Annotated in this window: 19 protein-coding genes; 4 read left to right on the top strand and 15 right to left on the bottom strand. The window is 71.5% G+C overall.

What is annotated here, in order from left to right:
* The 6 genes from ACFWP5_RS06725 to ACFWP5_RS06700 all read right to left on the bottom strand — a co-directional run bounded on the left by ACFWP5_RS06725 (position 1) and on the right by ACFWP5_RS06700 (position 4,809).
* Positions 1 to 1,107, bottom strand: a complete 1,107-nt coding sequence (locus ACFWP5_RS06725; RefSeq protein ID WP_384151288.1) for an MSMEG_0568 family radical SAM protein — start codon at positions 1,105 to 1,107, stop codon at positions 1 to 3.
* A gap of 10 nt (positions 1,108 to 1,117) precedes the next feature.
* The gene (locus ACFWP5_RS06720; RefSeq protein ID WP_033279770.1) at positions 1,118 to 1,639 is read right to left on the bottom strand and encodes an MSMEG_0572/Sll0783 family nitrogen starvation response protein; all 522 of its coding nucleotides are present in this window, start codon (positions 1,637 to 1,639) and stop codon (positions 1,118 to 1,120) included.
* 41 nt (positions 1,640 to 1,680) lie between these two features.
* Complete coding sequence (locus ACFWP5_RS06715) at positions 1,681 to 2,496, bottom strand: amidohydrolase family protein (protein ID WP_384151284.1); 816 nt, start codon at positions 2,494 to 2,496, stop codon at positions 1,681 to 1,683.
* A gap of 58 nt (positions 2,497 to 2,554) precedes the next feature.
* Entirely contained in the window at positions 2,555 to 3,871 is a 1,317-nt protein-coding gene (locus tag ACFWP5_RS06710) for an MSMEG_0569 family flavin-dependent oxidoreductase (RefSeq protein WP_384151281.1), read from the bottom strand.
* A complete protein-coding gene (locus ACFWP5_RS06705) occupies positions 3,868 to 4,173 on the bottom strand; it encodes an MSMEG_0570 family nitrogen starvation response protein (protein ID WP_384151278.1) in 306 nt (101 codons plus the stop codon). Before ACFWP5_RS06705 ends, ACFWP5_RS06710 begins: the two co-directional genes overlap by 4 nt.
* A gap of 144 nt (positions 4,174 to 4,317) precedes the next feature.
* Complete coding sequence (locus ACFWP5_RS06700) at positions 4,318 to 4,809, bottom strand: hypothetical protein (RefSeq protein ID WP_384151275.1); 492 nt, start codon at positions 4,807 to 4,809, stop codon at positions 4,318 to 4,320.
* 200 nt (positions 4,810 to 5,009) lie between these two features.
* Here ACFWP5_RS06700 and ACFWP5_RS06695 point away from each other — a divergent pair, with 200 nt between their 5' ends.
* Positions 5,010 to 7,157, top strand: a complete 2,148-nt coding sequence (locus tag ACFWP5_RS06695) for an MMPL family transporter (protein ID WP_384151272.1) — start codon at positions 5,010 to 5,012, stop codon at positions 7,155 to 7,157.
* 38 nt (positions 7,158 to 7,195) lie between these two features.
* Here ACFWP5_RS06695 and pepN read toward each other — a convergent pair whose 3' ends face one another.
* Entirely contained in the window at positions 7,196 to 9,628 is a 2,433-nt protein-coding gene (gene pepN / locus ACFWP5_RS06690; RefSeq protein WP_384151269.1) for an aminopeptidase N, read from the bottom strand.
* A gap of 314 nt (positions 9,629 to 9,942) precedes the next feature.
* Positions 9,943 to 10,614: an IclR family transcriptional regulator gene (locus tag ACFWP5_RS06685; RefSeq protein WP_384151266.1), complete on the bottom strand. Its 672-nt coding sequence runs from the start codon at positions 10,612 to 10,614 to the stop codon at positions 9,943 to 9,945.
* A gap of 298 nt (positions 10,615 to 10,912) precedes the next feature.
* Between ACFWP5_RS06685 and ACFWP5_RS06680 the strand changes: the two genes are divergently transcribed.
* Positions 10,913 to 13,762, top strand: coding sequence for a BTAD domain-containing putative transcriptional regulator (locus ACFWP5_RS06680; protein WP_384151262.1), 2,850 nt, complete (start codon positions 10,913 to 10,915; stop codon positions 13,760 to 13,762).
* A 10-nt stretch (positions 13,763 to 13,772) separates the two neighbouring features.
* Here ACFWP5_RS06680 and ACFWP5_RS06675 read toward each other — a convergent pair whose 3' ends face one another.
* Entirely contained in the window at positions 13,773 to 15,011 is a 1,239-nt protein-coding gene (locus ACFWP5_RS06675; protein ID WP_384151259.1) for a CynX/NimT family MFS transporter, read from the bottom strand.
* 139 nt (positions 15,012 to 15,150) lie between these two features.
* On the opposite strand from ACFWP5_RS06675, the gene ACFWP5_RS06670 reads away from it, so the two are divergent.
* On the top strand, positions 15,151 to 15,621 hold the full coding sequence (locus tag ACFWP5_RS06670) for an Lrp/AsnC family transcriptional regulator (RefSeq protein WP_384151256.1): 471 nt from the start codon (positions 15,151 to 15,153) through the stop codon (positions 15,619 to 15,621).
* 5 nt (positions 15,622 to 15,626) lie between these two features.
* Here the strand turns inward: ACFWP5_RS06670 and ACFWP5_RS06665 are convergent, their stop codons facing one another.
* The 6 genes from ACFWP5_RS06665 to ACFWP5_RS06640 are packed head-to-tail and all read right to left on the bottom strand — an operon-like array spanning position 15,627 to position 23,568.
* Positions 15,627 to 16,613: a PDR/VanB family oxidoreductase gene (locus ACFWP5_RS06665; protein WP_384151253.1), complete on the bottom strand. Its 987-nt coding sequence runs from the start codon at positions 16,611 to 16,613 to the stop codon at positions 15,627 to 15,629.
* Entirely contained in the window at positions 16,603 to 18,039 is a 1,437-nt protein-coding gene (locus ACFWP5_RS06660; RefSeq protein WP_384151250.1) for a glutamine synthetase family protein, read from the bottom strand. Before ACFWP5_RS06660 ends, ACFWP5_RS06665 begins: the two co-directional genes overlap by 11 nt.
* A gap of 5 nt (positions 18,040 to 18,044) precedes the next feature.
* A complete protein-coding gene (locus ACFWP5_RS06655; protein WP_384151247.1) occupies positions 18,045 to 19,397 on the bottom strand; it encodes a Rieske 2Fe-2S domain-containing protein in 1,353 nt (450 codons plus the stop codon).
* Between the two features lie 30 nt (positions 19,398 to 19,427).
* Positions 19,428 to 21,374 carry a primary-amine oxidase gene (locus ACFWP5_RS06650; RefSeq protein ID WP_384151244.1) on the bottom strand — a complete coding sequence of 649 codons (1,947 nt, stop codon included), beginning with the start codon at positions 21,372 to 21,374 and terminating at the stop codon, positions 19,428 to 19,430.
* On the bottom strand, positions 21,371 to 22,918 hold the full coding sequence (locus tag ACFWP5_RS06645; protein ID WP_384151241.1) for a gamma-glutamyltransferase: 1,548 nt from the start codon (positions 22,916 to 22,918) through the stop codon (positions 21,371 to 21,373). Before ACFWP5_RS06645 ends, ACFWP5_RS06650 begins: the two co-directional genes overlap by 4 nt.
* Positions 22,915 to 23,568 carry a cyclase family protein gene (locus ACFWP5_RS06640; protein WP_384151239.1) on the bottom strand — a complete coding sequence of 218 codons (654 nt, stop codon included), beginning with the start codon at positions 23,566 to 23,568 and terminating at the stop codon, positions 22,915 to 22,917. Before ACFWP5_RS06640 ends, ACFWP5_RS06645 begins: the two co-directional genes overlap by 4 nt.
* Before the next feature lie 137 nt (positions 23,569 to 23,705).
* Between ACFWP5_RS06640 and ACFWP5_RS06635 the strand changes: the two genes are divergently transcribed.
* Positions 23,706 to 24,410 carry a GntR family transcriptional regulator gene (locus ACFWP5_RS06635; RefSeq protein ID WP_384151236.1) on the top strand — a complete coding sequence of 235 codons (705 nt, stop codon included), beginning with the start codon at positions 23,706 to 23,708 and terminating at the stop codon, positions 24,408 to 24,410.
* Positions 24,411 to 24,426 lie beyond the last annotated feature (16 nt).

The following is a 24,426-nucleotide window of genomic DNA, read 5'->3' as shown; positions in this document are numbered from 1 at the left end:
TCACCCTCCCGCCGACTGCAGGACACTGCACGCGCCGCAGGCCGCGCAGCCCGCCTTCTGGTCGGCACCGCGCATCCCGGCGGCGCGCAGCCTGACCGCGACGCTCTCGGTGACGTACGTCAGGAGTTCGGCGCTCGGTGCCGGGATTCCGTCGCGGGCGGCGAGGGTGCCGGCCATCGGGCGGAACGGGACGACGAACGGGTACACCCCCCGGTCGATCAACTCGCCCGCACCCGCGATGAGTTCGTCCGGATTCTCGCCGAGCCCGACGAGCAGATACGTGGAGACACGGTTCGGCCCGAAGACCCGCACCGCCTCGTCCCAGGCGGCCTCGTACTCGGCCATGGGGACCGTCGACTTGCCCGGCATCCAGCGCCGCCGCACCTCCTCGTCGAGGGACTCGACATGGATGCCGATCGTGGTGGCCCCGGCGTCGTGCAGTTCGCCGATCCAGGCGAGGTCGCCGGGCGGTTCGCACTGCACCTGGATGGGCAGACCGGGCACCGCTTCGAGGACGGCGCGCACGGAGCGGACGAGATTGCGCGCGCCCCGGTCGGGGCCGGTCGTCGTACCCGTGGTCATGACCATCTGCTTGACACCGTCCAACCGCACGGCTGCTTCGGCGACTTGGGCGAGCTGCGCCGGTGTCTTGGCGGCGACCGTCGCGCCCGAACGCAGGGACTCCTCGATGGTGCAGAAGCGGCAGCGGTCGGACTCGGCGTAGCGGATGCAGGTCTGCACGACGGTGGTGGCGAGGACGTCGGCGCCGTGGAGACGGGCGATGTGCTCGTAGGGGGTGCCGTCGTCGGTGGTGAGGTCGTAGAACTTCGGGCGGCTCACGGCGGTCAGGGTGAGCCCTGTGTCTTCGAACGTGCCGTCCTCGTCGCCCAGCCACACCTTGCCGTCGCGTACGCGGTAGGGGCTGGCCGGGTTGGTGGGCAGTGCGGCGTTGGCACCGTCGACGAGGACGTGACCGTCGCCGCTCGGACCCGCGCCGTCGGGCCGCCGTACGGGGGCGTCCAACGCGACGCCGTGCAGGGCGAGTTCGGCACGGGTCATGATGCGCACATCCACCGCCGTACTCGTCGATTCGGTGCCAACGCTCACAGCGGCCCCCTTACAGCTGGTAGGTGGAGTTGATGATGGCGCCCTTGCGTGCGTAGTGGATCAGCGCGTCCTGGACGTCGAGCGGGTGGGTCGGGATGACGCCCTCGATGAGGTCCTCCTCGCGGGCGCCGTGCAGCGACAGTCCGAACCGGCAGCAGAACACCTTGCCGCCCTCGGCGATGAACGTCTTCAGCTGGTTGTTGATGTTGTGCTCGCCGGGGAAGGCCGAGTTGCCGGTGGTCGGGAAGCCGCGCGTGGCAAGGCAGTTGAGGGAGCCGGGGCCGTAGAAGTAGATGGCCGTCTCGAAGCCCTTGCGCAGGGCGCGGGTCGCCTGGAGTACGGCGACGAACGACACCGACGACTCGTGGGCGATGCCGTGGACGAGCGTGAAGTACGTCTCGCCGTCCTCGGCCTTGTAGTCGGGGAACACCTTCGTGGCGCCGTAGATGCTGGTGCCGTCGGGGAGGGACGGGTGGGGGATCTCGTTGAGGGACTGCTGCTCGATCTCGCTGAGTTCGACGGTTTCGGACATGGCTGTCTCCTTGTACGTACCGGACTTGAGAGGGGAGTCGGTCAGTCGTAGAGCGCGGCGAAGGTGTCCCGGAAGACCAGGTCGCCGAGTTCGCCGCCGCCGGTCGCTTCGGCGAGGCGGGCGTACTCGCCCGTGAAGTCGCCCCACGGCTGGTCGCTGGCGAAGAGCACCCGGTCGTGGCCAGTGCCGCGGCGCTCGATCTCCCGGGCCAGCCAGCGGGGAGTGAAACCGATGGCCCAGGAGAGGTCGGTGTAGACGTGCTTGCCGGCGGTGATCCAGTCGAAGAACCGGGAACCGGCGAGCTTGATGTGACCGCTCATCCCGCCACCGAAGTGCACGAGATGGACGGGGACTCGGTCGGCGTACCAGTCGACCAGGTGGCCGACCTCGTCGATGTCGGAGGCGGCGCCGGGGGAGGTGTGGACATGGACCACCAGCCCGTGCCGGGCCGCCTCGGCGAAGATACGGTCCAGGTGGGGGCGGCAGGCCGGGTCGGTCGGACGCCCGCCGAGCAGGAAGCTCAGCTTGAGCGCCTTCACGCCCCGCTCGCCCGCCAACTCCAGTGCCTGGGCGGTGCGTTGCTCGTCCTCGGGGCGCGGGGAGACCCACAGTCCGGCCCGGATGCGGTCGTCGGTCTGGGCGGCCTCGATCGCCAACTCGTTGAAGGAGAAGGCGATCGCGGGGTCCGGGACGCCGTAGTTCGGGATGACCAGGGCGCGTTCGGTGCCCTCCGCGTCCAGGTCGGCGATGAGTTGCTTGACGGTGGCGCGGGCGGTGGTGTCGGGGTTGACCGGCGGGCCGCCGTAGAAGGGGTAGGCGGGCAGGACGCCGATGTGGCGGTGTGCGTCGTAGACCATGTGTGTCGTCCCGTTCCTCGTCCTGGTCCTGTCCTTCTCCTCTTCCTTCTCCTTCGCCTCAGCCGATCGGGAGGGCGGAGGCGAGTTCGGTGGGGGCGCCGGTGAGGGTGCCGCAGACGTCGGCCAGGCGGCGGGAGGCCTCGATGTGGTTCGCCAGGAACTCCGCGTCCCTGCCCACCGCTTCGAAGCGTCCCGAACCCCACGAGTGCTGCCAGGGCAGACCGAGGAAGTACAGGCCGGGGACGTTGGTGGCGCCGCGCCAGTGCATCGGATAGCCGCGGCCGTCGAAGACCGGTGCCTCGATCCAGCGGTGGTCGCGGCGGAACCCCGTCGACCAGACGACGGACGTGATGTCGGCCCGGTCCAGGTCGAGTTCGCGCGGCTGGTCGTCCGGCTCCCACACGGGTACGTAGCGGGGCTCGTCCGGTGCCGCGATGCCCTGGGCGGTGATGTGGGCGTCGATGGCGTCCTTGATGCCCTCGGCCACGGTGTCCGCGTGATCGAGGTTCACCTTGAGATCGTCGGCGAACTCCAGCGCCGTACCGCTGACTTCGGTGAGCCGCCCGTACAGCCGCATACCGTCGCGGGCGAAGGCGCGCAGGTCGATGTCGCGGCCTCCGTCGCGTCCGGTGACGTAGTGGTTGACGCGCATCCGGACCGCGCCGGCGTCGTCGAAGTCGTCGATGCTCTTCGCGTAGTGGCCCATCTCGTCGAGCCAGGCCACACAGTCACGGCCGCGGTAGAAGCGGGCGACGCGTGGTGCGCTGCCGACCGCGAGGTGTACCTGGCGTCCGGCGAGGTGCAGGTCCTCGGCTATCTGGCAGCCGGACTGGCCGGTGCCGACCACCAGGACGGCGCCCGGGGGGAGTTGGGCGGCGTTGCGGTATCGGGAGGAGTGGACCTGGGTGACGGAGTCGGGCAGGCGTTGGGCCATCGGGGGGAGGGAAGGAGTGTGGTAGGGACCGGTGGCTATCACCACCTGGTCGGCGGTGAAGTCCCCTTCGGTGGTGGCGAGTTCGAAGACTCCGCTCGGGGAGCGGCGCAGCCGGGTGACCGTCACGCCCTCGACGAGTGGTGGGCGGAAGTGGGCGACGTAGCCCTCCAGGTACCGCACGATGTCGTCGCGGACCATGAACCCGTCGGGGTCGTTGCCTTGATAGGCGTAACCGGGCAGCCGGCACTGCCAGTTGGGGGTCACCAGGCAGAAGGAGTCCCAGCGGCGCTCGCGCCACTCGTGTCCGACCCGGTGGGCCTCGACGACCACGTGGTCGATGCCGCGTTCGCGGAGTTCGTGGCTGACGGAGAGTCCCGCCTGGCCGCCACCCACCACGGCCACCGAGTAGTGTGCGCCGGCCAGCCGCGTCGTCGGGCTCATCGCGGACTCCCGTCGGCGCCGGTGAGGGACTCGACCGTGACCCTGGCGCCGGTGACGTCGCCGTATGCCGCGGCTGTCCGCTCTATCAGGGCGAGTTGGTCGGAGGCGCCGGTGCAGAAGAAGCCGAACTTCTCCCGTACCCGCTCTCCGGCGATACCGAGGGCAGTACGGCTGCGCTCGACGAATTCGGCGAGCTCGTATTCACCGCCCGGGGCGAAGTAGTCCTCGACTATCGTGGAGGGGGAATAGCAGCGCTGGGTCAGTCCGTCGGGCCAGCGCACATCGAAATACATCTCGGGCATGACATCCTCCATGCCGCGCGCCGAGGTCTTGCCACCTCGCCGCTCTCCATGGCGACCAACTTCAGCCCTGCGGATTTCCGAACGAAGTCATCGGGAACAAAGGGGAGTTGCGAAAACCTCACCGCGACTCGGAGGCGGTGTCAGCTATTTGTCACCGCCCGTTGAGGTCTCGGCGGACGGCCACTGTGCGAACGAGATCATCCCCATCACCCGGCGTATCAGGTAGAAGGCCAGGGGCAGTTCGGCGAACACCGCGAGTGCCGCCGCGAACCAGACGTCAGAGGTGCCGAAGGCGAGCGACACGTCGAACCACGCGTCGCAGATCAGCAGTACCGACGTGGTGAGCGCCGCCAGTATGACGGCGCGGTTCCGGCGCCAGCCGAGCAGCGCGGTGGACGCCATCGCGACCACGAGCAGGACGTCGAACCCGACCCATGTCAGGCGCCACTGGTGCACCTCGTACCCGGACGGCAGCGTCATCGCCAGCAGGACCGTCCACGGGACGAGTCCCACGGCGCAGACGACGAGCAGCTCCAGGGTGTGCCGCCGGTGCCGCCGTACGCGCTCCAGCGCGTCGGGCGTCGGATTGGGGCCCTCGACCCTGTTGTGGGTGTCGACATCTGTCGCCTCACTCACCTCGACTGCTCCGTTCTCAGACGTCCGATGGTGATCCAGTACTTTCAGGCAACGCCCCCTTCGGCGTTGTTTCTTCCCGAGGGCAGTGAGTGCGGATTCCACGCCTCCGGATCGCCTCAAATCGGATCGATCTCCCCGATAGCGGAGGAAGGGGGCAGCGGGCTAAACTCGCGCAACCAACGATCCGGGGAAGGTCCGGCATGCGACGGTGGGCGGAATTCGTTCTTCGGCATCGCAAGGCGGTAGTGGCGTTCTGGGGCCTGGTGCTGGTCGCCGGCATCCTGCTGGCCGGTCGCACCACGGACCGGCTGACGATCGACTTCTCCCTGCCCGGCCAGCCCGGCACCGTGACCGCGCACAAGATCGAGGACGCCTTCGGCAGCGGCGGCGACACCAATCCCTATCTCGTGGCGGTCACCCTTCCGGCAGGGCAGACGATCACCGGTCATGAGACGGACGTCGGGCGGGTGTTCACGGCCGTCGGCACGGCGGTACCGGGCGTGCGGGTGATCGACGAGGCGAACACCGGGGACAAGGCCTTCCGGACGAAGGACGACCGCACCGCCTACGCGCTGGTGTTCTACCGGTTCAACCCGTCACCCAGCCAGAAGCCGCTGACCGATCCGATCCGCGCGGCGGCCGAGAAGGCGATGCCGGCGGGCGCGGCGATCGGAGTGACCGGCGAGGACCCACTGGCCTCTGGCGGCGACGGCGGGGGCGGACCCGGGGTACTCGGCGAGACGCTCCTCGGCGCCGTCGGCGCACTCGCCGTCCTCGCCTTCGTGTTCGCCTCCTTCCTGGCCCTGCTGCCGCTGCTCGTGGCCGCGGTGTCGATCCTCGCGACCTTCGTGATGCTGCTGCCGCTCACCTATGCCACCGACGTGTCGTTCATCGTGCAGTTCCTGGTCGCCCTGATCGGCCTGGGCGTGGCGATCGACTACTCGCTGCTGTTCGTCACCCGCTGGCGCGAGGAACGCGACCGCGGCCGGGACAACCACGAGGCGGTAGTGGTCGCGATGCAGCACGCCGGGCACGCGATCGTGTTCAGCGGGGTCACGGTGGCCATCGGCCTGCTCTCCCTGGTCGTCCTGCCCGTCCCGTTCCTGCGCAGCATGGGCTACGGCGGCGCGCTCATCCCGCTCGCGAGCGTCCTGACGACGCTCACGCTTACCCCCGCGATCCTGGGCGGCATCGGGCCGAAGGTCGACTGGCCCAAGATCCGGCACGAGAACCGGGCGAGCCGTTTCTGGAGCCGCTGGACCGCCGTCGTCGTACGGCGCCGCTGGATCGCGGCCGCCGCCGCGCTGGCCGCGCTCGCGGCCCTGGTCGGCGTCTTCCTCGGCATCAAGATCGGCCTCGCCTCCTCGGACTCGCTGGCCAAGAACGGCCCGGCCTACGACACCCTGCAGACCCTGGAGCGAGGCGGAGTCCCGACCGGCGCGCTGACCCCGATGGAGGTCCTGGTCAGCACCGACCAGGTGAGACCCGTCGCCGCCGAGCTGGCCAAGGTCGACGGCGTGACCAGCGTGCTCGTGCCGACCGGGCCCGCCGGCAACCGGGGCGGGCAGAGCATCGTCGTCGTCATTCCGGACACCGAGACGGTGAACTCGAAGAGCGTCGACGTGGTCGAACGGGTCAAGACCGCCACCGAGCACCTGCCCGGTGTCGTCGGTGTCGCCGGCGTCGGCGCGGCACAGATCGACTTCCTGCACGCCGTCTACGGCAACTTCCCGCTGATGCTCACGATCATCGCGCTGCTGACGTACGTCCTGCTCGTACGTGCCTTCCGCTCCCTGCTGCTGCCGCTGAAGGCGGTGCTGCTCAACCTGATCTCGCTGGCGGCGACACTGGGTCTCATGGTGCTGTTCTGGCAGGACGGCCACGGTTCGAACACGCTCTTCGGCATCGCCGCGACCGGGGCCGTCACGTTCTGGATCCCGATCATGATCTTCGCGTTCCTGTTCGGACTGTCCATGGACTACGAGGTGTTCATCCTCTCCCGCATCCGGGAGGAGTACGACGCCGGACTCTCCACCGACGACGCGGTCATCGAGGGCATCGGCCGCACCGGCCGACTAGTCACCAGCGCCGCACTCATCCTCTTTCTCGCCTTCGCCGCACTGGCCTCGGGACCGGGCACCGACCTCAAGACGCTGGCGACCGGCCTCGGCATCGGCATCCTGCTGGACGCGACCATCGTGCGGATGCTGCTCGTTCCCTCCCTCGTCTCCCTGTTCGGCGGCTGGAACTGGCACCTGCCCGCCTGGGCGGCCCGCCCGCTGCGCGTAGCGCCGTCGAGTCCGCACCCGGAACCGTCCGGGCCCGCGCCGACGCCACCGGCGGACTAGGCCCCTGCCCGAGGCGGCGCGCCGGGCCGCTGAGCGGATCAGGCCGACCGGCTGCGGGCGCGGAGCATCCGGCTGACCTCGTCCGAGCGCTCCAGGAGCGTGAGGCGCACCACCGGGACCGCCTCGCGGGAAGCCTCGCGGGCCTTCTCGATGTACGCCGGGTCGATGGCGTGCAGCGGGAAGAGGCGGTGCGTGTAGCTCATCGCCAGGATCATTCCGCCCTGGTGGAGCTTCGGGACCGCCTCCAGGTAGCGCTCGGCGTAGGGAGCCAGCAGCGCGTCCTGGCCGGGGCGCCAGAAGGACGCCGCCACCAGGCCGACCGAGTTGACGGGGACCGTACGGTCCACGACCAACTGCTGCCAGACCTCCGCCTTCGTGGCCGCGTCGGGCAGGGCGGCCCGCACGGTGAGGGCGCGGAGCCAGGCATCGGGGTCCGGGTCACGGGCGAGGAGAAGGTCGGATTCCGCGGCGGTGTCGCCGCCCAGTTCCGCTTCGCGGATCAGCGCGCGCCAGTGCAGGTCCACGTCGTCACCGGCCTGTTCGCGGAGCCAGGCGAGATCGTCAGCCGTCGTCGCGGTACGAGCCAGCCCGCGCAGCGCGACCTGACGGCGGCCGGGGTCTCCGGCGAGGCTTCGGCAGGCGGCCGCCACCTCCGCCGACAACGCGACGCGCTCGGCGGGCGGCGCCCAGAGTTCCGCCACGTTCGCGGCCAGGGTCAGATACGGCTCGATCACCGCGTCGGACGTCTCGGCCGTCAGCACCGAGGTGAGGCACCGCCCGGCCTCCGCCGCCGTGGCCTCGCCGGTCGTGAGCATGTCCCACACGGTGGCCGCGGCCACGCCCCGGGAGATGGCCGTGGGCAACTGCGCCGCCGTACGGAAGAGGGCGTCCCTGGTCGTGGGATCCGGGCGGGTCGTCGCGAAGGTCAGGTCGTCGTCGTTGATCAGCAGGACGTCCGCCGGCGGGAGGCCGGTCACCGCGGTGCGGGTCTCCGTGACCTCGACCCGTACCAGCGCCCGGCGTTCGAGCGTGTCGCCGTTCCTGGCGTACGCGCCCACCGCCAGCACCTGCGGACGCGGGCTGTCGGCGGCCACCAGCGTGACCGTGCCGCCGTCGCGCTCCAGGGTGAAGCGGTCGGTGCCCGCCGTCTCCAGCCAGGCCGTGCGCCAGGTGTCCAGGTCGCGGCCACTGGCCTCGGACAGGGAGTCGATCAGGTCCTGGAGCGTGGTGTTGCCCCACGCGTGGCGGGCGAAGTAGGCGGCCATGCCGGTCCTGAAGTGGTCTTCGCCGACGTACGTCTTGAGCTGCTGGAGGACGGACGCGCCCTTGGGGTAGGTGATGTTGTCGAAGATCGACGCGGCCTGGGCGACGTCGTGGATGGGCTGGTGGATCGGGTGCGAGGCGGGGCCCTGGTCGGACAGGTACGCGCTGATCTTGCCGATCATCAGATGGCTCGCCCACGCGTCGGTGTGCCGGGTGGCGCGCTCGGCCGCCCAGTGGCAGGCGAACTCCGCGAACGCCTCGTTCAGCCAGAGGTCGTCCCACCAGCGCATGGTGACGATGTTGCCGAACCACATGTGCGCCATCTCGTGCAGCAACACCCTTGCCAGGAGGTCGTGTTCGGCGGGGGTCGGCGCGGCCCGCCGCAGGAACACGTCCGACCAGGTCACACAGCCGTAGTTCTCCATCGCTCCGCCGAACTCCGGCACGAACACCTGGTCGTAGCGGCGCTGCGGGAACGGCATCGCGAAGACCTCGCCGTAGAAGGCGAGGCCCTGGCGGGTGAGGGTGAAGATCTCGTCGGCGTCGCGTTCGAGGACCTCGGCGAGTGAACGGCGGGCGTACAGGCCCAAGTTGTGGCCCTCGACCTCGCGGCGGACCTCATGGAAGGGGCCCGCGTTGATCACCGTGTTGTACACGGACAGGGGCGGGGTGTCCGGGAAGGTCCAGCGGCGGGCCGTTTCCAGTTCCTCGACGCGCGCGTCACCGGAGTTGCTGGTGACGGTCCAGGCGGACGGCGCCGTGACGGTGAAGGCGTGCGGGGCCTTGAGGTCGGGCTGGTCGAAGCACGCCCAGACGAAGCGGGCCTCGTCCGGTTCGAAGCTCATCCACACATACACCTCGCCGTCGGCGGGGTCCGTCGCCTTGTGGACGCCCTCGCCGGTCGTGGTGTCGGCCTGGACGCTCTCCACCCGCAGTACGTTGTGCTCGGCGAGGCCGTGGAGTTGGATCCGCCCGTCCTCGGCGGAGGCGAGTTCGACGCCGTTCAGCGTGGCGCTCAGCACCCGTGCCGCGCAGTCCACGAAGGTCTCCGCGCCGGGCTCGTGACAGGTGAACGCCACGGTGGAGACACAGCGCACCTCCGGCCCGTCGGGCAGTGCGGTCAGATCGACGTCCACGTCGTACCGTTCGACCGCGACCAGCGCGGCCCGGCGCTCGGCTTCGGTGCGGGTCAGGCTTCGGATCCCCATGTGTCCTCCCTCGGCAGACAGCGGCCGTCAGCGTACGACGGGGATCGACGGGGAGCGCAGGGGTTTTCGGGGGTGTCGACGTCGGCCGCGGCCGCTCGACCGGCGTCTCGTGCGGGACGCCGCCCGGCCATGGCGCCGGGCAGCGGCCGACCAACCGCGCGGAGCGTCACGCCGGGCGCTCGTTCCCCACCCGAGCGCCCGGCGTTTTCGAGGACGGGGCCGGCGGCGCGGCCGGTGCTCGTCCCCGCCCGACTTCCGGACCGCGCCGCCGACCCCGTCGTATCACCGCCCCCGACCGCCCCTGACCCAGCCCCTCACCGCCCCCGCAACCCCGCGCTGATCACCCGCCCCGTCCGACGCGCGGTCTCCGCGAGCCGTTCCAAGTGGTGGGCCGGATCGGTGAGTACGCAGAGGGCCGCAACGGGAGTGCCGCGTACTCCGAGCAGCGGAACCGCCGCGCAGCACACGCCGGTTACCACCTCCTCCCGGTCGAAGGCGGCGCCGCGCTCCCGTATCACCGCGGCTTCTCCCGCCCAGGACGGGGGAAGCGGCCCCAGCAGGGGTGTCGGAGCGGCCGTGGCCACCAGGACCTTGCCCGCCGCGGTGAACCACGGCCAGGTCATCCGGGTCTCCAGCGGATCGGGCCGTCGGGCGTCGTCGGGACACCAGTCGACCATCAGCGTCTCGCCCTTCCACAGCACGGCGATCCCCACCGTCGTGCCGGTGAGCTGCGCCAGCCGGCGCATCGGTTCCCGCCCCGCGGCGCGCAGCCGGGGGTGCGGCTGCCACGCGCTCCCGAGGCGGAACATCCGCGGTCCCACCCGGTAACTCCCTCCGCATCGCTCGACCGCGCCCAGGTCCGCCAGTTGTTCCAGCAGCCGGTACGCGGTCGTCTTGGGCAGCCCGCAGTCGGACGCCAGCCTTGTCGGCCCCGCCTCCACGGCCCGCTCCACCGCCTCCAGCAGCGCGAAGGCGCCTTCCAGCACGCTCCGTCCTCCTGCGTTCCCCGCGGCGGCCGGTAAGGTCTCCGGCCGCCGTACCGGCACCCGTTTCTCAGGTGCCATCACTCCCTGTGTGATCACACGTCTCGCCCCCGTTTGCCTGTTGCGCAGCCGCCAGGCGGCGGCCCTGCCGTCGAGCCCGGACGGGACGCGGTCGGCGCCCCGTCCGTTTCCCAGCAGATTCGCACCGGTGTGTGACGGGAAACCTTGTCGAAGGCTTGTCGCGCCGCATACACGTCTGTGAAAAAAAGGAGGAGGCTTTGTGTAGGGGGAGGCGCACATCATGGTGGACGTGCAGTTGCTCGGGCCGGTGGAACTGTCGGCGGAGGGGCGCGCGGTGGAGGTGGGCCCGCCCCAACGCCGCACCGTGATGGCAGCGTTGGCCGTGGACGTAGGCCGGCCCGTCGCCGTCGACGTGGTCATCGAGCGGGTGTGGGGCCCGCACGCGCCGGACGGCGCGCGCGGCGCGGTGCACGCCCATGTCGCCCGGATACGGCGGATGTGCGAGCAGGCCGCCGAGACCGCGCGGGAACCCTTATTAGTGGTGCGCCGTTCCGGCGGATACCTGCTGGAGGCCCGCCCGGACCAGGTCGACGTGTACCGGTTCCGGCAGTTGGTCGACCAGGCGCGGGCGGCGGGGCCGGCCGACCAGGCGCGGGCGGTGCTGCTGCGCGAGGCACTCGATCTGTGGCGCGGGGAGCCGTTGTCCGGGCTGAACGGGGAGTGGGCGGCCCGTATGCGCGAGGCCTGGCGGCGTCAGCACCAGGACGCCGCCGTCGGCTGGGCCCGCGCGGAACTGCGCCACGGCGACCCCGCCCCCGTCATCGGCCCGTTGACCGGCCTGCTCGGCGAGTACCCGCTCGCGGAACCCCTGGCCGAAGCGCTGATGCGGGCCCTGCACGAGACCGGCCGCAGCGCGGAGGCCCTGGACTGCTACGCCGCCGTCCGCAAACGGCTGGCGGAGGAACTGGGCACGGACACGGGACCGGCACTGCGCCAGCTCCACCAGTCGATCCTGCGCGGCCACCGCTCCGCGTCGACCCCGCGCCCCGACCCGTCGGGGGTCATACGACAGACCGAGCCATCGGCGGTGCTACGACAGACCGAGCATCCCGCCCAACTCCCTATGGCCGTACGAGGGTTCACCGGCCGTGACGGCGAGCTGGCCCGTCTCGCCGCGATCCTCGCCTCGGCCGAGGGGGAGTCCGCCGCCGTGGTCATCTCGGCGGTGTCGGGCATGGCGGGGGTGGGGAAGACCGCGCTCGCGGTGCACTGGGCACGCCGGGTGGAGAGCGCGTTCCCCGACGGGCAGTTGTATGTGAACCTGCGGGGGTTCGACCCCCAGGGATCGGTGGTGCCGCCGACCGAGGCGGTACGCGGGTTCCTGGACGCGCTCGGGGTACGGCCGGAGCGGATGCCGCCGGGGCTGGAGGCCCAAGTCGGCCTGTACCGAAGCTTGTTGACTGGGCGTCGGATATTGGTCGTACTCGACAACGCCCGCGACGAGGAGCAGGTCCGCCCGCTGCTGCCGGGGGCCGTCGGCTGTATGGCGCTGGTGACGAGCCGGAACCGGCTGACCGGGCTGGCCGCGACGGAGGGCGCCCATCTGCTCGCGGTGGACCCGTTGACGCCGGCGGCCGCACGGGACGTACTGGCGGAGCGGCTCGGGGTGATCCGGGTCGCGGCCGAACCGGCGGCGGTGGCGGACGTCGTCACCTGGTGCGCGGGACTGCCTCTGGCGCTGGCCGTGGTGTCGGCACGCGCAGCCGCGCAGCCGCATCAACCCCTGGGGACACTCGCGGAGGAACTGCGGGAGGCGGGCGGCCGGCTGGACGCGCTGGACGGGGGCGAGGAGTCCAGCCAGGTACGGGCGGTGTTCTCGTGGTCCTACAGCGCGCTCAGCCCGGCCGCGGCCCGCCTGTTCCGGCTGCTGGCGCTGCACCCGGGACCGGACCTCGACCAGCGTGCGGCGGCGGCGCTGGCCGGGGCGCCGCCCGAGCGCGTCCGGGCGCTGCTGGCCGAACTGACCGGCGGGCACCTGCTGGTCGAGCACGCTCCGGGGCGGTACGCCTTCCACGACCTGCTGCGGGTGTACGCCGGGGAACTCGTGACCGCGTACGACGACGAGTGGGAACGGCGGTCGGCGCTGCACCGGATGATGGACCACTACCTGCACTCCGCGCGGGCGGCCGACGTCCTGGTGACCCCGCAGCCCAACCCGGTGGCGTCGCCCCCGCCCAGATCCGGGGCGAACGCGGTGGAGTTCGAGGACTACGGCCGCGCGCTGGCCTGGCTCGTCGCCGAGCACCCGGTGCTGCTGGCGCTGGTGCGGCAGTCGCAGCCCGGCTTCGACGCCCACGTGTGGCGGCTGGTCACCGTACTGACCACCTTCCTGGACCGGCACGGATACTGGCAGGCGCTGCTGACCGCCGGGCACCGCGCGCTGGCGGCGGCCGAGCGGGAGGGCGACCCGGCCGGCCGGGCGGGCGCCCACCGCGGTCTGGGCCTCGCGCTGGACCGGTTGAAGTGTCCGGAACCGGCCCGGGAGCACTATCTGCGGGCACTCGAACTCTTCGCCGCGGTCGGCAACGACGCGGGGCAGGCCCGGACCCATCAGCATCTCTCGCGGATGTCGGGGGGCCAGGACAACGCCGAACTCGCGCTGGAGCACGCCTACCGGAGTCTGGAGCACTACCGGGCGGCGGGTGACCTGGCAGGACAGGCCGCGGCGCTCAACCACATCGGCTGGCGGCGGGCCCACCTCGGCGACCATCTCCGTGCGCTCGCACACTGCGAGCAGGCCCTCGAACTCGCGCGGGCGGCCGGTGACGTGGACGGGCAGGCCCACATCTCCGACAGCCTGGGCTACATCCACCATCAACTGGGCCGCTACCAACAGGCAGTTGACCGCTACCGGCAGGCGGCCCAGTTGTTCCACGCCACCGGGGAGCGCCCCGGCGAGGCCGCCTGCCTGATCTGCCTCGGAGACAGCCATCGCAGCGCCGGCCAGTCCGACGCGGCCCACGAGGTGTGGACCCGTGCGCTCGCCCTGACCACCGAACTCGGCCTGCCCGACGACGATCCCCTTCGCACCGGGCTCCGGGAGCGCATCGGGGACGGTCCGTTGACATAGGGGACAGGGTTCAGGTGCAGGGCGCGGTCGTCGAGTCCGTCACCGGTGCCGTGGCCCGTGGTCCGAGGCGGCGGCTGAGGGCGATGCCCGCAGTCGTGCAGGCGCAGGTCAGCCACCAGGCGGAGTGCCAGTCGCCGGTGCGGGTGGCCAGCCACGCGGCGACGGTGGGGCCGACGAAACTGCCGGCGTTGAAGAGCTGCTGGATCAGGCCCATGGTGGCGGGAGCGGAGCCGCCGGCCGGCGTCAGCTCACCGATCATGCGCAGCAGGGTCGCCGGTATCGCACCGCCGGTCAGCGAGAAGACCGTGACACACACGAACTGCCAAGCGGTACCTGCCGGGAGACCGTGCCAGTTGACGGCGAACGCCGGCACGGAAGTGACGGCCATGAGGGCGAAGGCGGGGGCGATGAGCGCGCGGGTGGGCAGGCCGCGTCTCATGAGTGCCGCCGTGGCGATCGAGCCGACGGCGTTCGCCGCGCCGACCACGGCACTGAGCACGCCCGGCCAACTGCCCGTCATCCCGCCGTCGCGGTAGACGGTGGGCAGGAACCCGACCACGGCCATCCACGGCAGGGTGTAGCAGGCGAACACGAGACCGGCCGTCCAGGGCGCCGGTGCCCGGACGGTACGGCCGATACGGGTGAGCGCGTTCGCCGCGCCGCGCACGCCACCCGCCTCGTCACGGGGAACGTGGGCAAGGACCCACGGCAACGGCACCAGCGCGATCACGGCCATGCCCCACCACCACACCCGCCACGGCATCACCTGGAGGGCCAGCGCGCCGGTGATGAGCCCGGTGAAGGTGGAGATGCCCTGGTAGGCGCCCCAGAAGCCCATGGCCGTGGTGAAGCGGCCGGGTGGAGCGGTGCGGCGGATCAGCCCCGGGCCGGTCACCGCCACCAGGATGAAACCGGCCCCCTCGACCGCCCGCGAGGCCAGCAGCGGCGCCGCCGACCAGGCGAAACCGCCGCCCGCAGAACCGAGGAACAGCAGGACCAGCCCCCCGCTCAGACAGCGTCGCTCACCGATCAGCTCGGCCAGGAGAGAGACGGCAAGTCCCCCGAGCATTCCGGCCAGTTGGACGATCCCGAGCAGAGTCCCGGCCTGGACCAGGCTCAGCGAGAGGTCGTGCCGCAGGAACGGGAGCGCGGGCGGGACCTTCCACACCTGCAGCCCGGCGGCGACTCCGGCGGCGACGATGACGACCCAGGAGCGACCGGTACCGGTGGGGTGCGAGCTCAAGGCCATGGCGGGCGGTCCTTCATCGGGGCGGAGGCGTGGAACGGCTCACCACCTTGACCACACCGCGGGGCATCCGCGCAATACAGGTCCTACCAGGTGCGACAGATGCTCAATGGCTTGGAGGTCTGGTGGCAGAATGCACGCCATGACGCTGATGGACCCCTTGGACGCCCGGATCGTCCTGGCCCTGGACGACGACCCGGACGCGACGATCCTCGCCCTCGCCCAGACCCTGGGCGTGGCCCGGAACACGGTTCACGCGCGGCTGCGGAGGATGGCCGCCGACGGCATGCTCAAGCCCGTCAGCCGACGCGTCGACCCGGCCGCTCTCGGCTACGGGCTGGTGGCGTTCATGTCGCTCGCGGTGAGCCAGGCCGAACCCGAGAGCGTCCACGAGGGCCTGCTCGACCTCCCCGAAGTCATCGAGGTCCACTACACCACCGGCGACGCCGACCTCCTCGCGCACGTCGTCGCCAAGGACACCGCGGACCTGCACCGCATCACCAAAGCGATCCTCGCCATCGACGGAGTCGACCGGACCAGCACCGCCATCTCCTTGGCCGAGGTCATCCCGTACCGGCCCCGGGCCCTGCTGCACCGCCTGGCGAACGGCTGAACCACCTAGAGGTCCAGTTCCAGCAGAGGGGAGTCGCAGCGGCTCACGCAGATCATCATCGTGGTGGCGGTGGGGCGTTCGGACGGCTCGATCACCGTGTCGCGGTGGTCGGGGACGCCGGCCGTGACCGGCGTCTCGCAGGTACCGCAGTAGCCCTCCTCGCAGGAGTACGGCACGTCCGGGAGCTTCTCCCGTACGACGTCCAGCACGGAACGGTCGGCGGGCACGGTCAGCCGCAGGCCCGAACGGCCGAGCACGACCTCGAACTCCCCGCTCGCGGCGACGAGTTGATCCGGGATCGCGTCGGCGGCCGCGGTGAAGCGTTCCAGGTGCAGTGACCGCGCCGGCTCAGCCGTACGGCACAGGGTCGTCACCGCGTGGAGCATCGGTTGCGGGCCGCAGGCGTAGACGGCGTGCGTGGGCGGGGTGGCGGCGAGCTCGGCCGCCAGGTCCGGGAGGCCCGCCTCGTCCTGCGGCACCAGCAGCACGCGGTCCCCGCCCAGCGCCGCCAACTCCCCGGCGTACACGAGCCGGGACCGGTCGCGGGCGCCGAGGACCATCCGCCAGGGCAGGCCGCGGGCGGTGAGTTCGCGGGCCATGGGCAGCAGCGGGGTGACGCCGATGCCGCCGGCCAGCAGCAGATAGCCCGGCGCCGGTACCAGCGGGAAACGGTTGACGGGTCCGCGTACCTCCAATTCCCGTCCCACCAGGGCGGTTTCGTGGATCTCCCGCGAGCCGCCACGCCCCTCGGGCACACGGTGCACGGCGACCGTCCACGCCTCGGTGTCCGCCATGTCCCCGCACAGCGAGTAGGCCCGCCGCAGCCCCGAGGGCAGGGTCAACTCCACGTGCGCGCCCGGCTCCCAGGCCGGCAGGGCGCCGCCGGTGGGCCGGGTCAGACGGAGTTCCAGCACGTCGTGGGCGACCCAGCGGGCCTGTTGGACCAGGAGCCGTTCGGTCGTCGCGTTGGGGGAGCCGAGGTCAGAAGACACGGAAGTACTCCCGCTGTTCCCAGTCGGTCACCTCTTGACTGAAGCGGTCGATCTCGGCTCGCTTGATGCTCGTGTAGTACGCCACGAAGTCCTTGCCCAGCCGGTCGGCGAGCATCCGGTCGGACTCCAGCGCGTCGAGGGCCTCGCCCAGTGAGCGGGGGAGCGGTTCGGCGCGTGCCGCGTAGGGCTCGTCGGCGGCCGGTCCGGGCTCCAGGCCACCCGCCACGCCCTCCAGTCCGGCGGCGAGTTGGGAGGCGAGGTAGAGGTAGGGGTTGGCGGCCGGCTCACCGATCCGGTTCTCCAGTCGGGTGGACGAGGGCCCGTCACCCAGCACCCGCACCATCGCCCCGCGGTTGTCGCGCCCCCACACCGCGCGGTCCGGGGCCAGCGACAGCGAGCGGAAGCGCTTGAAACCGTTGAGAGTCGGGGTGGAGAACGCGCTGGTGGCCCGCGCGTGCCGAAGCAGCCCGCCCAGGAAGGCGGCTCCGTACGGTGACAACGGCGGCCCGGACGCGGTGAGTTCGCCGCCCTCCGGCGCGAAGACACCCACGCCGGCCCGCAGCACGCTCTGGTGCAGATGCCAGCCGCTGGAGAACACGCCGGGCAGATGGGGGCGGCACATGAAGGTGGCGTGATGGCCGTGGCGGGCGGCGACCTGCTTGACGGCGCTGCGCAGCAGCACCATCGCGTCGGCGGTGCCGAGACCGTCGGCGGGCTGGAGGGTCAACTCGACCTGGCTCGGGCCGAATTCCACCTCCAGACTGCGCAACGGCAGCCCCAGCCCCTCGATGTTCGCACGCAGGATGTCGAGGATCGGGTCGAGTTCGTCGTACCGCAACTCGCTCAGGTACTGGTAGCCGTGGTTGAGCATCCCGACCTCGGGCGCGGCGCCGGGCTGGCCCTGGTCGCCGGGGCCCAGGCGGGGGTCGTCGAGCCGGAAGAGGTGGAACTCCACCTCCAGACCGGTGCGGTAGGTCAGCCCCTCGGCCTGGTCGAGGACCGAGCGCAGCAGCCCCCGCGTGCACAGCGGGACCGGCGCGCCCGAGGTGAAGCGCAGGTCGCACAGGAGCCAGCCCGTGCCCGGTGACCACGGCAGCATCCGGAAGGTCAGCGGGTCGGGCACCATCACCATGTCGGCGGCGCCGCGCAGTTCGGGCAGCCCGAGCGGCGTCTCCTTGGTGAACAGCGGGAACACGGTCCGCCCTGAGGTGTCCTTGGCGAGCAGGGACGAGGCGATGCCCGTGCCGTCGCGCAGCACGTTGGGGAGTTCGCCCAGGGTGACGGTCTTGCCGCGCAGCAGACCGTGCTGGTCGGCGAAGACCAGCCGTACCACCGTCATCCCGCCGCTCTCCGCGCGTGCGTGTATCTCCCGTGCGGCGGCGGCCTGTTCGGCGTTCCACAGGCCGTGCCGTTCGATGAATCCCACGCGGCTCAGCCGTCCGTTCCCAGCGGCTGCGCCCAGCTGCTGTCGGCGCGCTGCTTGTCGGTGACGGCCGCCCAGTGCTCCCGCCAGCCCTCGGTGGGACCGATCCCGTCCAGGGCGACCGGCCCGTGCAGCCGCCCCGCCTCCTCGGCCGGCAGCACCAGCGGCGGGTCCTCGCCGCGCTCGACGGCGGCAATGGCCTCGCCGAGCATCCGGCGGTACATCACGATGGCCTTGTCGGAGCGGCCCAGATGCTCGCGGGTACGGTCCTGGACCGGCCCCTGGCGCTCCACCGCCCACTGGTCGTGCACGTTGATGTCGGTGCCGAGTCCGGTGTAGGTGGTCGTCCGCTGTTCCACCGGGTCGTAGCCGTAGCCGTTCGCGCGGCCGAAGCGCGGCCGGTAGTCGGGCAGCGTGACCGCGCCGACCCGCTGCCGGCGCATCTCGCCCTGGTCCACCGGGCCGCCGACGCTGGTGAACAGGGCGTACCAGTAACTGGAGTTGTCATCGATCGGCACATGCCACTGGGTGATCGCCGTCTCCGCGTCGAGCGGGATGTGGAAGGCGTGCGGGAACACCTGGTGGGTGATGCGGACATGGGTACGGCTGCCGTCCATCGGCAGGCCCTGGGTGTCCGTGCCGTCGAGCGTGCGCCGCGCGGTGAGGCGGATGCCGTACGGGGTGCGGGCGGCGTCGATGTCGGGGCGGCCGTACTCGCGCAGGATCTTCGTCATCGGGAGATCGGTGCCCTGGGAGGCGGCGCGGAACTGTTTTCCGTAGCTGTCGGCGGGGTCCTCGTCCTGGAAGAAGCGGTGGAGGTAGGAGGCGTGGGCGGGGTCGATGCCGACCTCCAGGGCCTGGAGCCAGTTGCACTCCAGCAGGCCCTTCCAGGCGAAGGCGTGGTCGGTGGGCGCCTGGAAGCAGTCCAGGGCGGGGAGTTGGGGCGGTTCGCCGGGGCCGAGGTAGCCCCAGATGATTCCGTTGATCTCGCGCACCGGGTAACTGCCCAGCCGAACGCGGGACTTGAGTGGACTGTCGACGGGCTCGGCGGGGGTGTCGAGACAGGAACCGTCGCGGGCGAACAGCCAGCCGTGGAAGCAGCAGCGCAGCCCGCCGTCCTCCAGCCGGCCGAGCGCCAGGTCGGCGCCGCGGTGCGGGCAACCGCGGTCGACGAGTCCGAGTTCGCCCTGCTCGTCGCGGAACAGGACCAGGTCCTGGCCCATCACCTTGGGCGCCACCAGCGGTCGTACGCCGTCGAGTTCCTCGCTGAGGGCGATCGGCTGCCAGTAGCGGCGCATCCACTCACCGGCCGGGGTACCGGGCCCGGTCCGGGTGAGCCGTGTGTTCTCTTCCTCGCGCATGGGACGCCTTTCGGGGGAGGGGAGGCGCGGTCAGCCGCAGCAGTGGTCCGGTGCCGTGGGGCCCGGCGTGTGACAGGAGTTGGGTGCGGGCACGTCCAGGGCGGGGTTGCGGTCGAAGAAGCCGTCGGGCTCCAGGCGCAGCCGCGCCTTGGCCACCGGCATCACCGGCCACTCCTCGGGGCGCGGGAAGTGGTGCGAGCCGACGGTGGCCCACAGCACGAGGTCCGTGCCGTCCAACGACCGGTTCTCCTCCTGCCACTTGTGCACGCCGTCCGCGCCCGGCTCGGCCTGGTTCGGGTACTCGCCGCCGACGAACCGCCGGTCCGCGTCGTAGGCCGTGGCCCACAACTGCCGTCCCACGAACGGGGCTCGGCGGGCGCACACGCTGTCCTCGCGCACCGGCAGCACCGCCGTGTTCTCCAAGTGCACGCGGTACGCGGTCGGTTCGCCCATCCGGTTGCGGGACCCGGTGCTCTCCACCCGCCAGTGCAGCGCGCGGGACGGGTCGGTGCGCCGGGCGCCCTCCGACTCGCTGAGGATCGGACGCAGTACGGTGCGGGCCGCGTTGCCGTACGGGTCGAGGACCGGGTCGGGCTCGTGCTCGGCGGTGACCTCGACCAGCCGGTTGGGATGGCCGTCCACCGCCATGTCGAGGCGGACGCTGAAGAAGTGCTGGTGGTTGGTGACCGCGACGTTCGGCGCGACCCGGCGCGCGTACGGCGTCGCCTCGTCCTCCTCGACGCCGGTGGCGGAGAGGATGCCGGTCATCTTGATCTCCAGCATCACCGAACCGTCCTGGTACAGCGACCAGTAGAAGCCGTAGTCGTAGTTGGCGACGGTGGCGAACGCCGAGATGATCAGCCGGCGGGAACGGCGCACCTCCGTACGGCCCGTGCGTCCGTCGTGGTGCTTCCAGAGGATGCCGTCGTCCTCCTCGTGCACGCAGACGGCGTTGGGAATCAGCCGGGGGACACCGTCGCCGCCGAGCACCGCCGCGTCGAAGTACTGGATGACACCGAGGCAGTCGCAGCCCAGGGCAAGGGAGTTGGTGAGCGGGCCCGCGCCGTACTCGCCCCAGTCGAAGAAGTTCTTGCGGTACTGGGTGGAGGCGGTGTCGAAGTAGGGGACGTACATCTCGTTGACGGCCGCACGCCGGATCACCTGCCGGGGACCCTTCCCGGCCGCGGCGAAGGCGAGGTCGTGCAGCACGAGCCCCTCGCGATGACTGAAGCCGACCCGGACCGACCACCCCTGCCAGTCGATCCGCTGCCCGGTGACGGTGAAGCTCGGCCCCTCCGGCTGGACGACCTCCAGCGGCTTCAGCCCGGGTCGCTCGACCACCGTCCCCGCCGCGAACACGCCCGACTCCTCCGACAACGGCATCACCCCGTGGTCCTCGATGTGCAGGACCTCCATGGTCTCCATGTCGATGATCGGCACGACTCCCTGCACCGGGCGGGCGTAACCGTTGTCGTCCTCGGAGGTGCGGTGCCAGACGCTGCCCCAGGTCAGCCGGCGCCCCGCGTACTCGGGCGGCTCGAATCCGCCGATCGACTCCGGGTCCACCATCACCAGCGACACGTCGTGGATACCGCGAAGCGCCAGCGCCTCCCGGAAACGCGGGTCCGCCCGACAGGCCGCCGCTGCCTGCCGCGCCTCCTCGGAGGAACATCCCGGGCTGCGGATGTCCAACTCGCGCCAGGCGGTGGTCTGCGGCTTGTCGCCGAGTTCGAGATCGACCTCGAAGGCATGACGAGCGGAGGTGGAGAACACGACCGCGCGGGCCCGCCGCGTGTCCCCGGGGGCGGCGCGGCGGGCGTGGTCCTCGTCCAGCGCCACGCCCCAGAAGCGCGCGTCGCCGGGGACCCGGGTGTCGGCTCTCAACACCCTTGCGGCCGTAGCCAGTTCGGTGACGGTGAGCGGGTCCAGCGGGTGGGGTGAGTCGGCCGGTGCGGGTTCGGGGGCGAGAGTGCTCACAGCGGGTTTCCTTCCAAGACGATGCCCCCGTCGGCGCGGGGATCGGAGGCGCCGTCCAACTGGCCGGTGGCGGACAGTCGTACGGCCTGGGTGTGACCGGCCAGATCGGTACGGCCCGGCGCTACGACGACCGGAACCACCGACGGGAACGCACCCCCGACCGCCGGGACGGACCCGGGCTCGGCCAGCAGCGTCTGCGTGTCGTGGCCGATGTCGCGGGCGCCGATCACCCAGCGGGGCCGGTCGAGGACGGTGGCCGGTTCGGCGGCCGGGTCCATCAGGTCGGGCACGGTCTGGGCGAGGATCTGCGGCTGCGCCCGGCCACCCTGGCAACCGGCCGCGAGCAGCAGCTCGGCGGACCGGCCGAGTACGGGGCACAGCGTGTGCGGGGGCCTCAGCCCCGGGCCGATGAGGGCCGGATGGCCGGGCAGCAGACTGAACGCCGAGCCGCGGTTGTGCAGCACGATGCCCGTCTCCGGTTCGCAGATACCGGAGCCGAAGGTCTGGTAGACGCTCTGGATCAGGGAGACGGCCAGCCCGGAGGCGTCCACGGCGGTGATCGCGACGGTGTCCCCGGCGGGCCGGAAGGACGGCTCGGGCGGCCGTGCACCGGCGAGCGGAGCCGGGTGCAGCAGCCCGTCCAGGTCGACGGGCGAAGGGCCGAGCGGGTCACCCAGCAGCAAGTCACGTGCTGCCGAGGCATCTTGACAGCGAGCGGCCAGCACACCGGTGCGCTTCGGCTCGGGCAGTTTCGCCACCGAGGAGGCGGTCTCCAGTACGGCCAGCAGGCTCGCCCCCTGGCTCGGCGGCGGCGCGGTCCACCAACGAGTTCCGGCCACGTCCAGCGTCAACGGCTCGGTGTCCTCCGCCTGGTGGGCCGCGAGATCGCCCGCGGTGAGAGAACTCCCGGCCCGGCGCAGGCCGTTCGCCAGCGCCTCGGCGACCGCGCCCCGGTAGAAGGACGACGGATCGTCGGCCAGCGTCCGCAGTACAGCGGCCAGTCGGGGCTGGGGCAGCGGGTCGCCCTCGTCGAGCGGTACGCCGTCGGGGCCGGTCAGCAGCGCGGTGAGCCCGGGGTCCGCGGCGATCTGCGGAGCCCGCTCACGTACGGCGCGCGCCAGACCGGCCGATACGGTGGCCCCGTCCTCGGCCAGTTCGGCGGCGTCCCGCAGAGCGGCGGACAGGGCACCGGGTGTGCCGTGGACTTCGGCGAGCGCGGCCCAGCCCGCGACCACACCGGGCACGGTCACCGTCTGCGGACCCTGCGCGGGCATCCGCCGGTCGGCGGCGCGCAGCGCTTCGACGTCTACGGCCTGTGCGGCGGCCCCCGCCGAGATCACCGCGCGGACCGAGCCACCGGGGGTGTGCACGAGCGCGATCGAGTCGCCGCCCAGGGAGCACTGGTGGGGGTAGACGACGGTGAGGGCTGCTGCTGCAGCCAACGCCGCGTCCACGGCATTGCCGCCTCGCTCGGCCGCGCGGCGGGCCGCCGTCAGCGCCGCCGGGTGCGGTGCGGCCAGGATCAGCGGGGAGGGGGCTGTCATGCCTCGTCCCTCGGGAGGAGCACGGTGCGGGAGGGGGCGGCTTCGGCGCCCTGGAGGGGCAGAGGGAGGGAGAGCATGTCGTAGACCCCGGCCGGTGTGTGGAGGAGGTCCACGACCTCCAGGATCAACACCTCGGCGGCGCAGAGGAGTTGGTGGGTCTCCCAGTGGGTGGTGTACGCGACCGCCTCGATGCTCAGGTAGTCGATGCCCGCGGTGCGCACCCCGGCCTCGATGAGCCGTTCCGCGCCGTCCGGGGCCAGCCCGACCCACTGCCGGGCCTTCCACGGACTGCGCAGCACGCCCTCGGAGTTGCTGGTGCGCAACAGCACCCGTTCCTCGTCGCCGAGGCCGGCCGCGTCGAGGTCGGCGGCGGTGATCTGCTCCTTGACATGGGTGAGGTCCAGCACCCGCGCTGTTCCGTTGAGGGCGGACAGGTCGAGCCGGTCGACCGTCTTGCCGCCGTCGATGAAGTGGGCCGGAGCATCGATATGGGTGCCGGTGTGGGCGCCGATGCGCCAGCGGCTCACATTGGAGGGATCGCCCGCGGTGCGGGACTCGACGATCTCCACCTCGGGGCGGCGGCCCCAGTGCAGCATGCCGGGGTGGATGGGAACGGACACGTCGATCGCCTTGGCGAAGTCCAGATTCATGCGGCCCTCCTATTGGATGCGGATATCATGGAAGTGGATCCAAAAATGAGCGGCTGTGGACGCCCTCGGCCGCGTGGGAAACTGCTCCACCACCGCGCAGCCTCCGACCGCCCCCGAGAAGGGTTTGACCGACTCCCATGACCCCCCAGACTGACGAGAGTCCCCTCGTCGACGACATCGCGGCCCGCATCCGCGCGCGGATCATGAACGGCGAGCTGGCGATCGGCAAACCGCTGCGCCAGGCGGCGCTGGCCACCGAGTTCGGGGTCAGCCGCACGCCGGTTCGCGAGGCGCTGCGTCAGCTGCAGAACGGCGGGCTGATCGAGATGCAGCCGAACCGTGGTGCGGTGGTTCGGGTGCCCGCGCCCTGGGAGGTGCGCCAGGCCTACGAGGTGCGTGCCGAACTGGAGGGAATGGCCGCCAGGCGCGCCGCCTCCCGCATCACCGAACGCGGGCTCGCCGCGCTGCGCGAGCACAACGCCGTACTGTGCGAGGCCGTGGCAGGCGCCGCGGGTCAGGGGGCGGGGGGTGGGAGCACCACCACGACCGCGGCCAACGACTGTTTCCACACGGTCATCTGCGAGGCGGCCGACAATCCGTGGCTGACCCGGATGATCGACCGGATCAACGAGAGCTTCCCGCGCAACGTCTCCTCGCTCGCCCTCGCCGGCGACGAGCGCCACCGGCAGCTGAACATCCGTCAGCACGAGGCCGTGATCGACGCGTTGGCCGCGCACGACGCCGACCTCGCCGACGCGTTGATGCGCGAGCACGTCATGAGTTCCGGTGAGCATCTGACGGCCTGGTACGAGCGCCGTTCCCAGACCGTCTTCCACGGCTGACCGGCGGGTCCGGGGC

Origin of the sequence: Streptomyces sp. NPDC058469, assembly GCF_042721125.1 — a bacterium.
Taxonomy (GTDB): domain Bacteria; phylum Actinomycetota; class Actinomycetes; order Streptomycetales; family Streptomycetaceae; genus Streptomyces.
The sequence above is the reverse complement of the archived record's forward strand: the minus strand, read 5'-3'. Positions and strand labels throughout refer to the sequence as shown.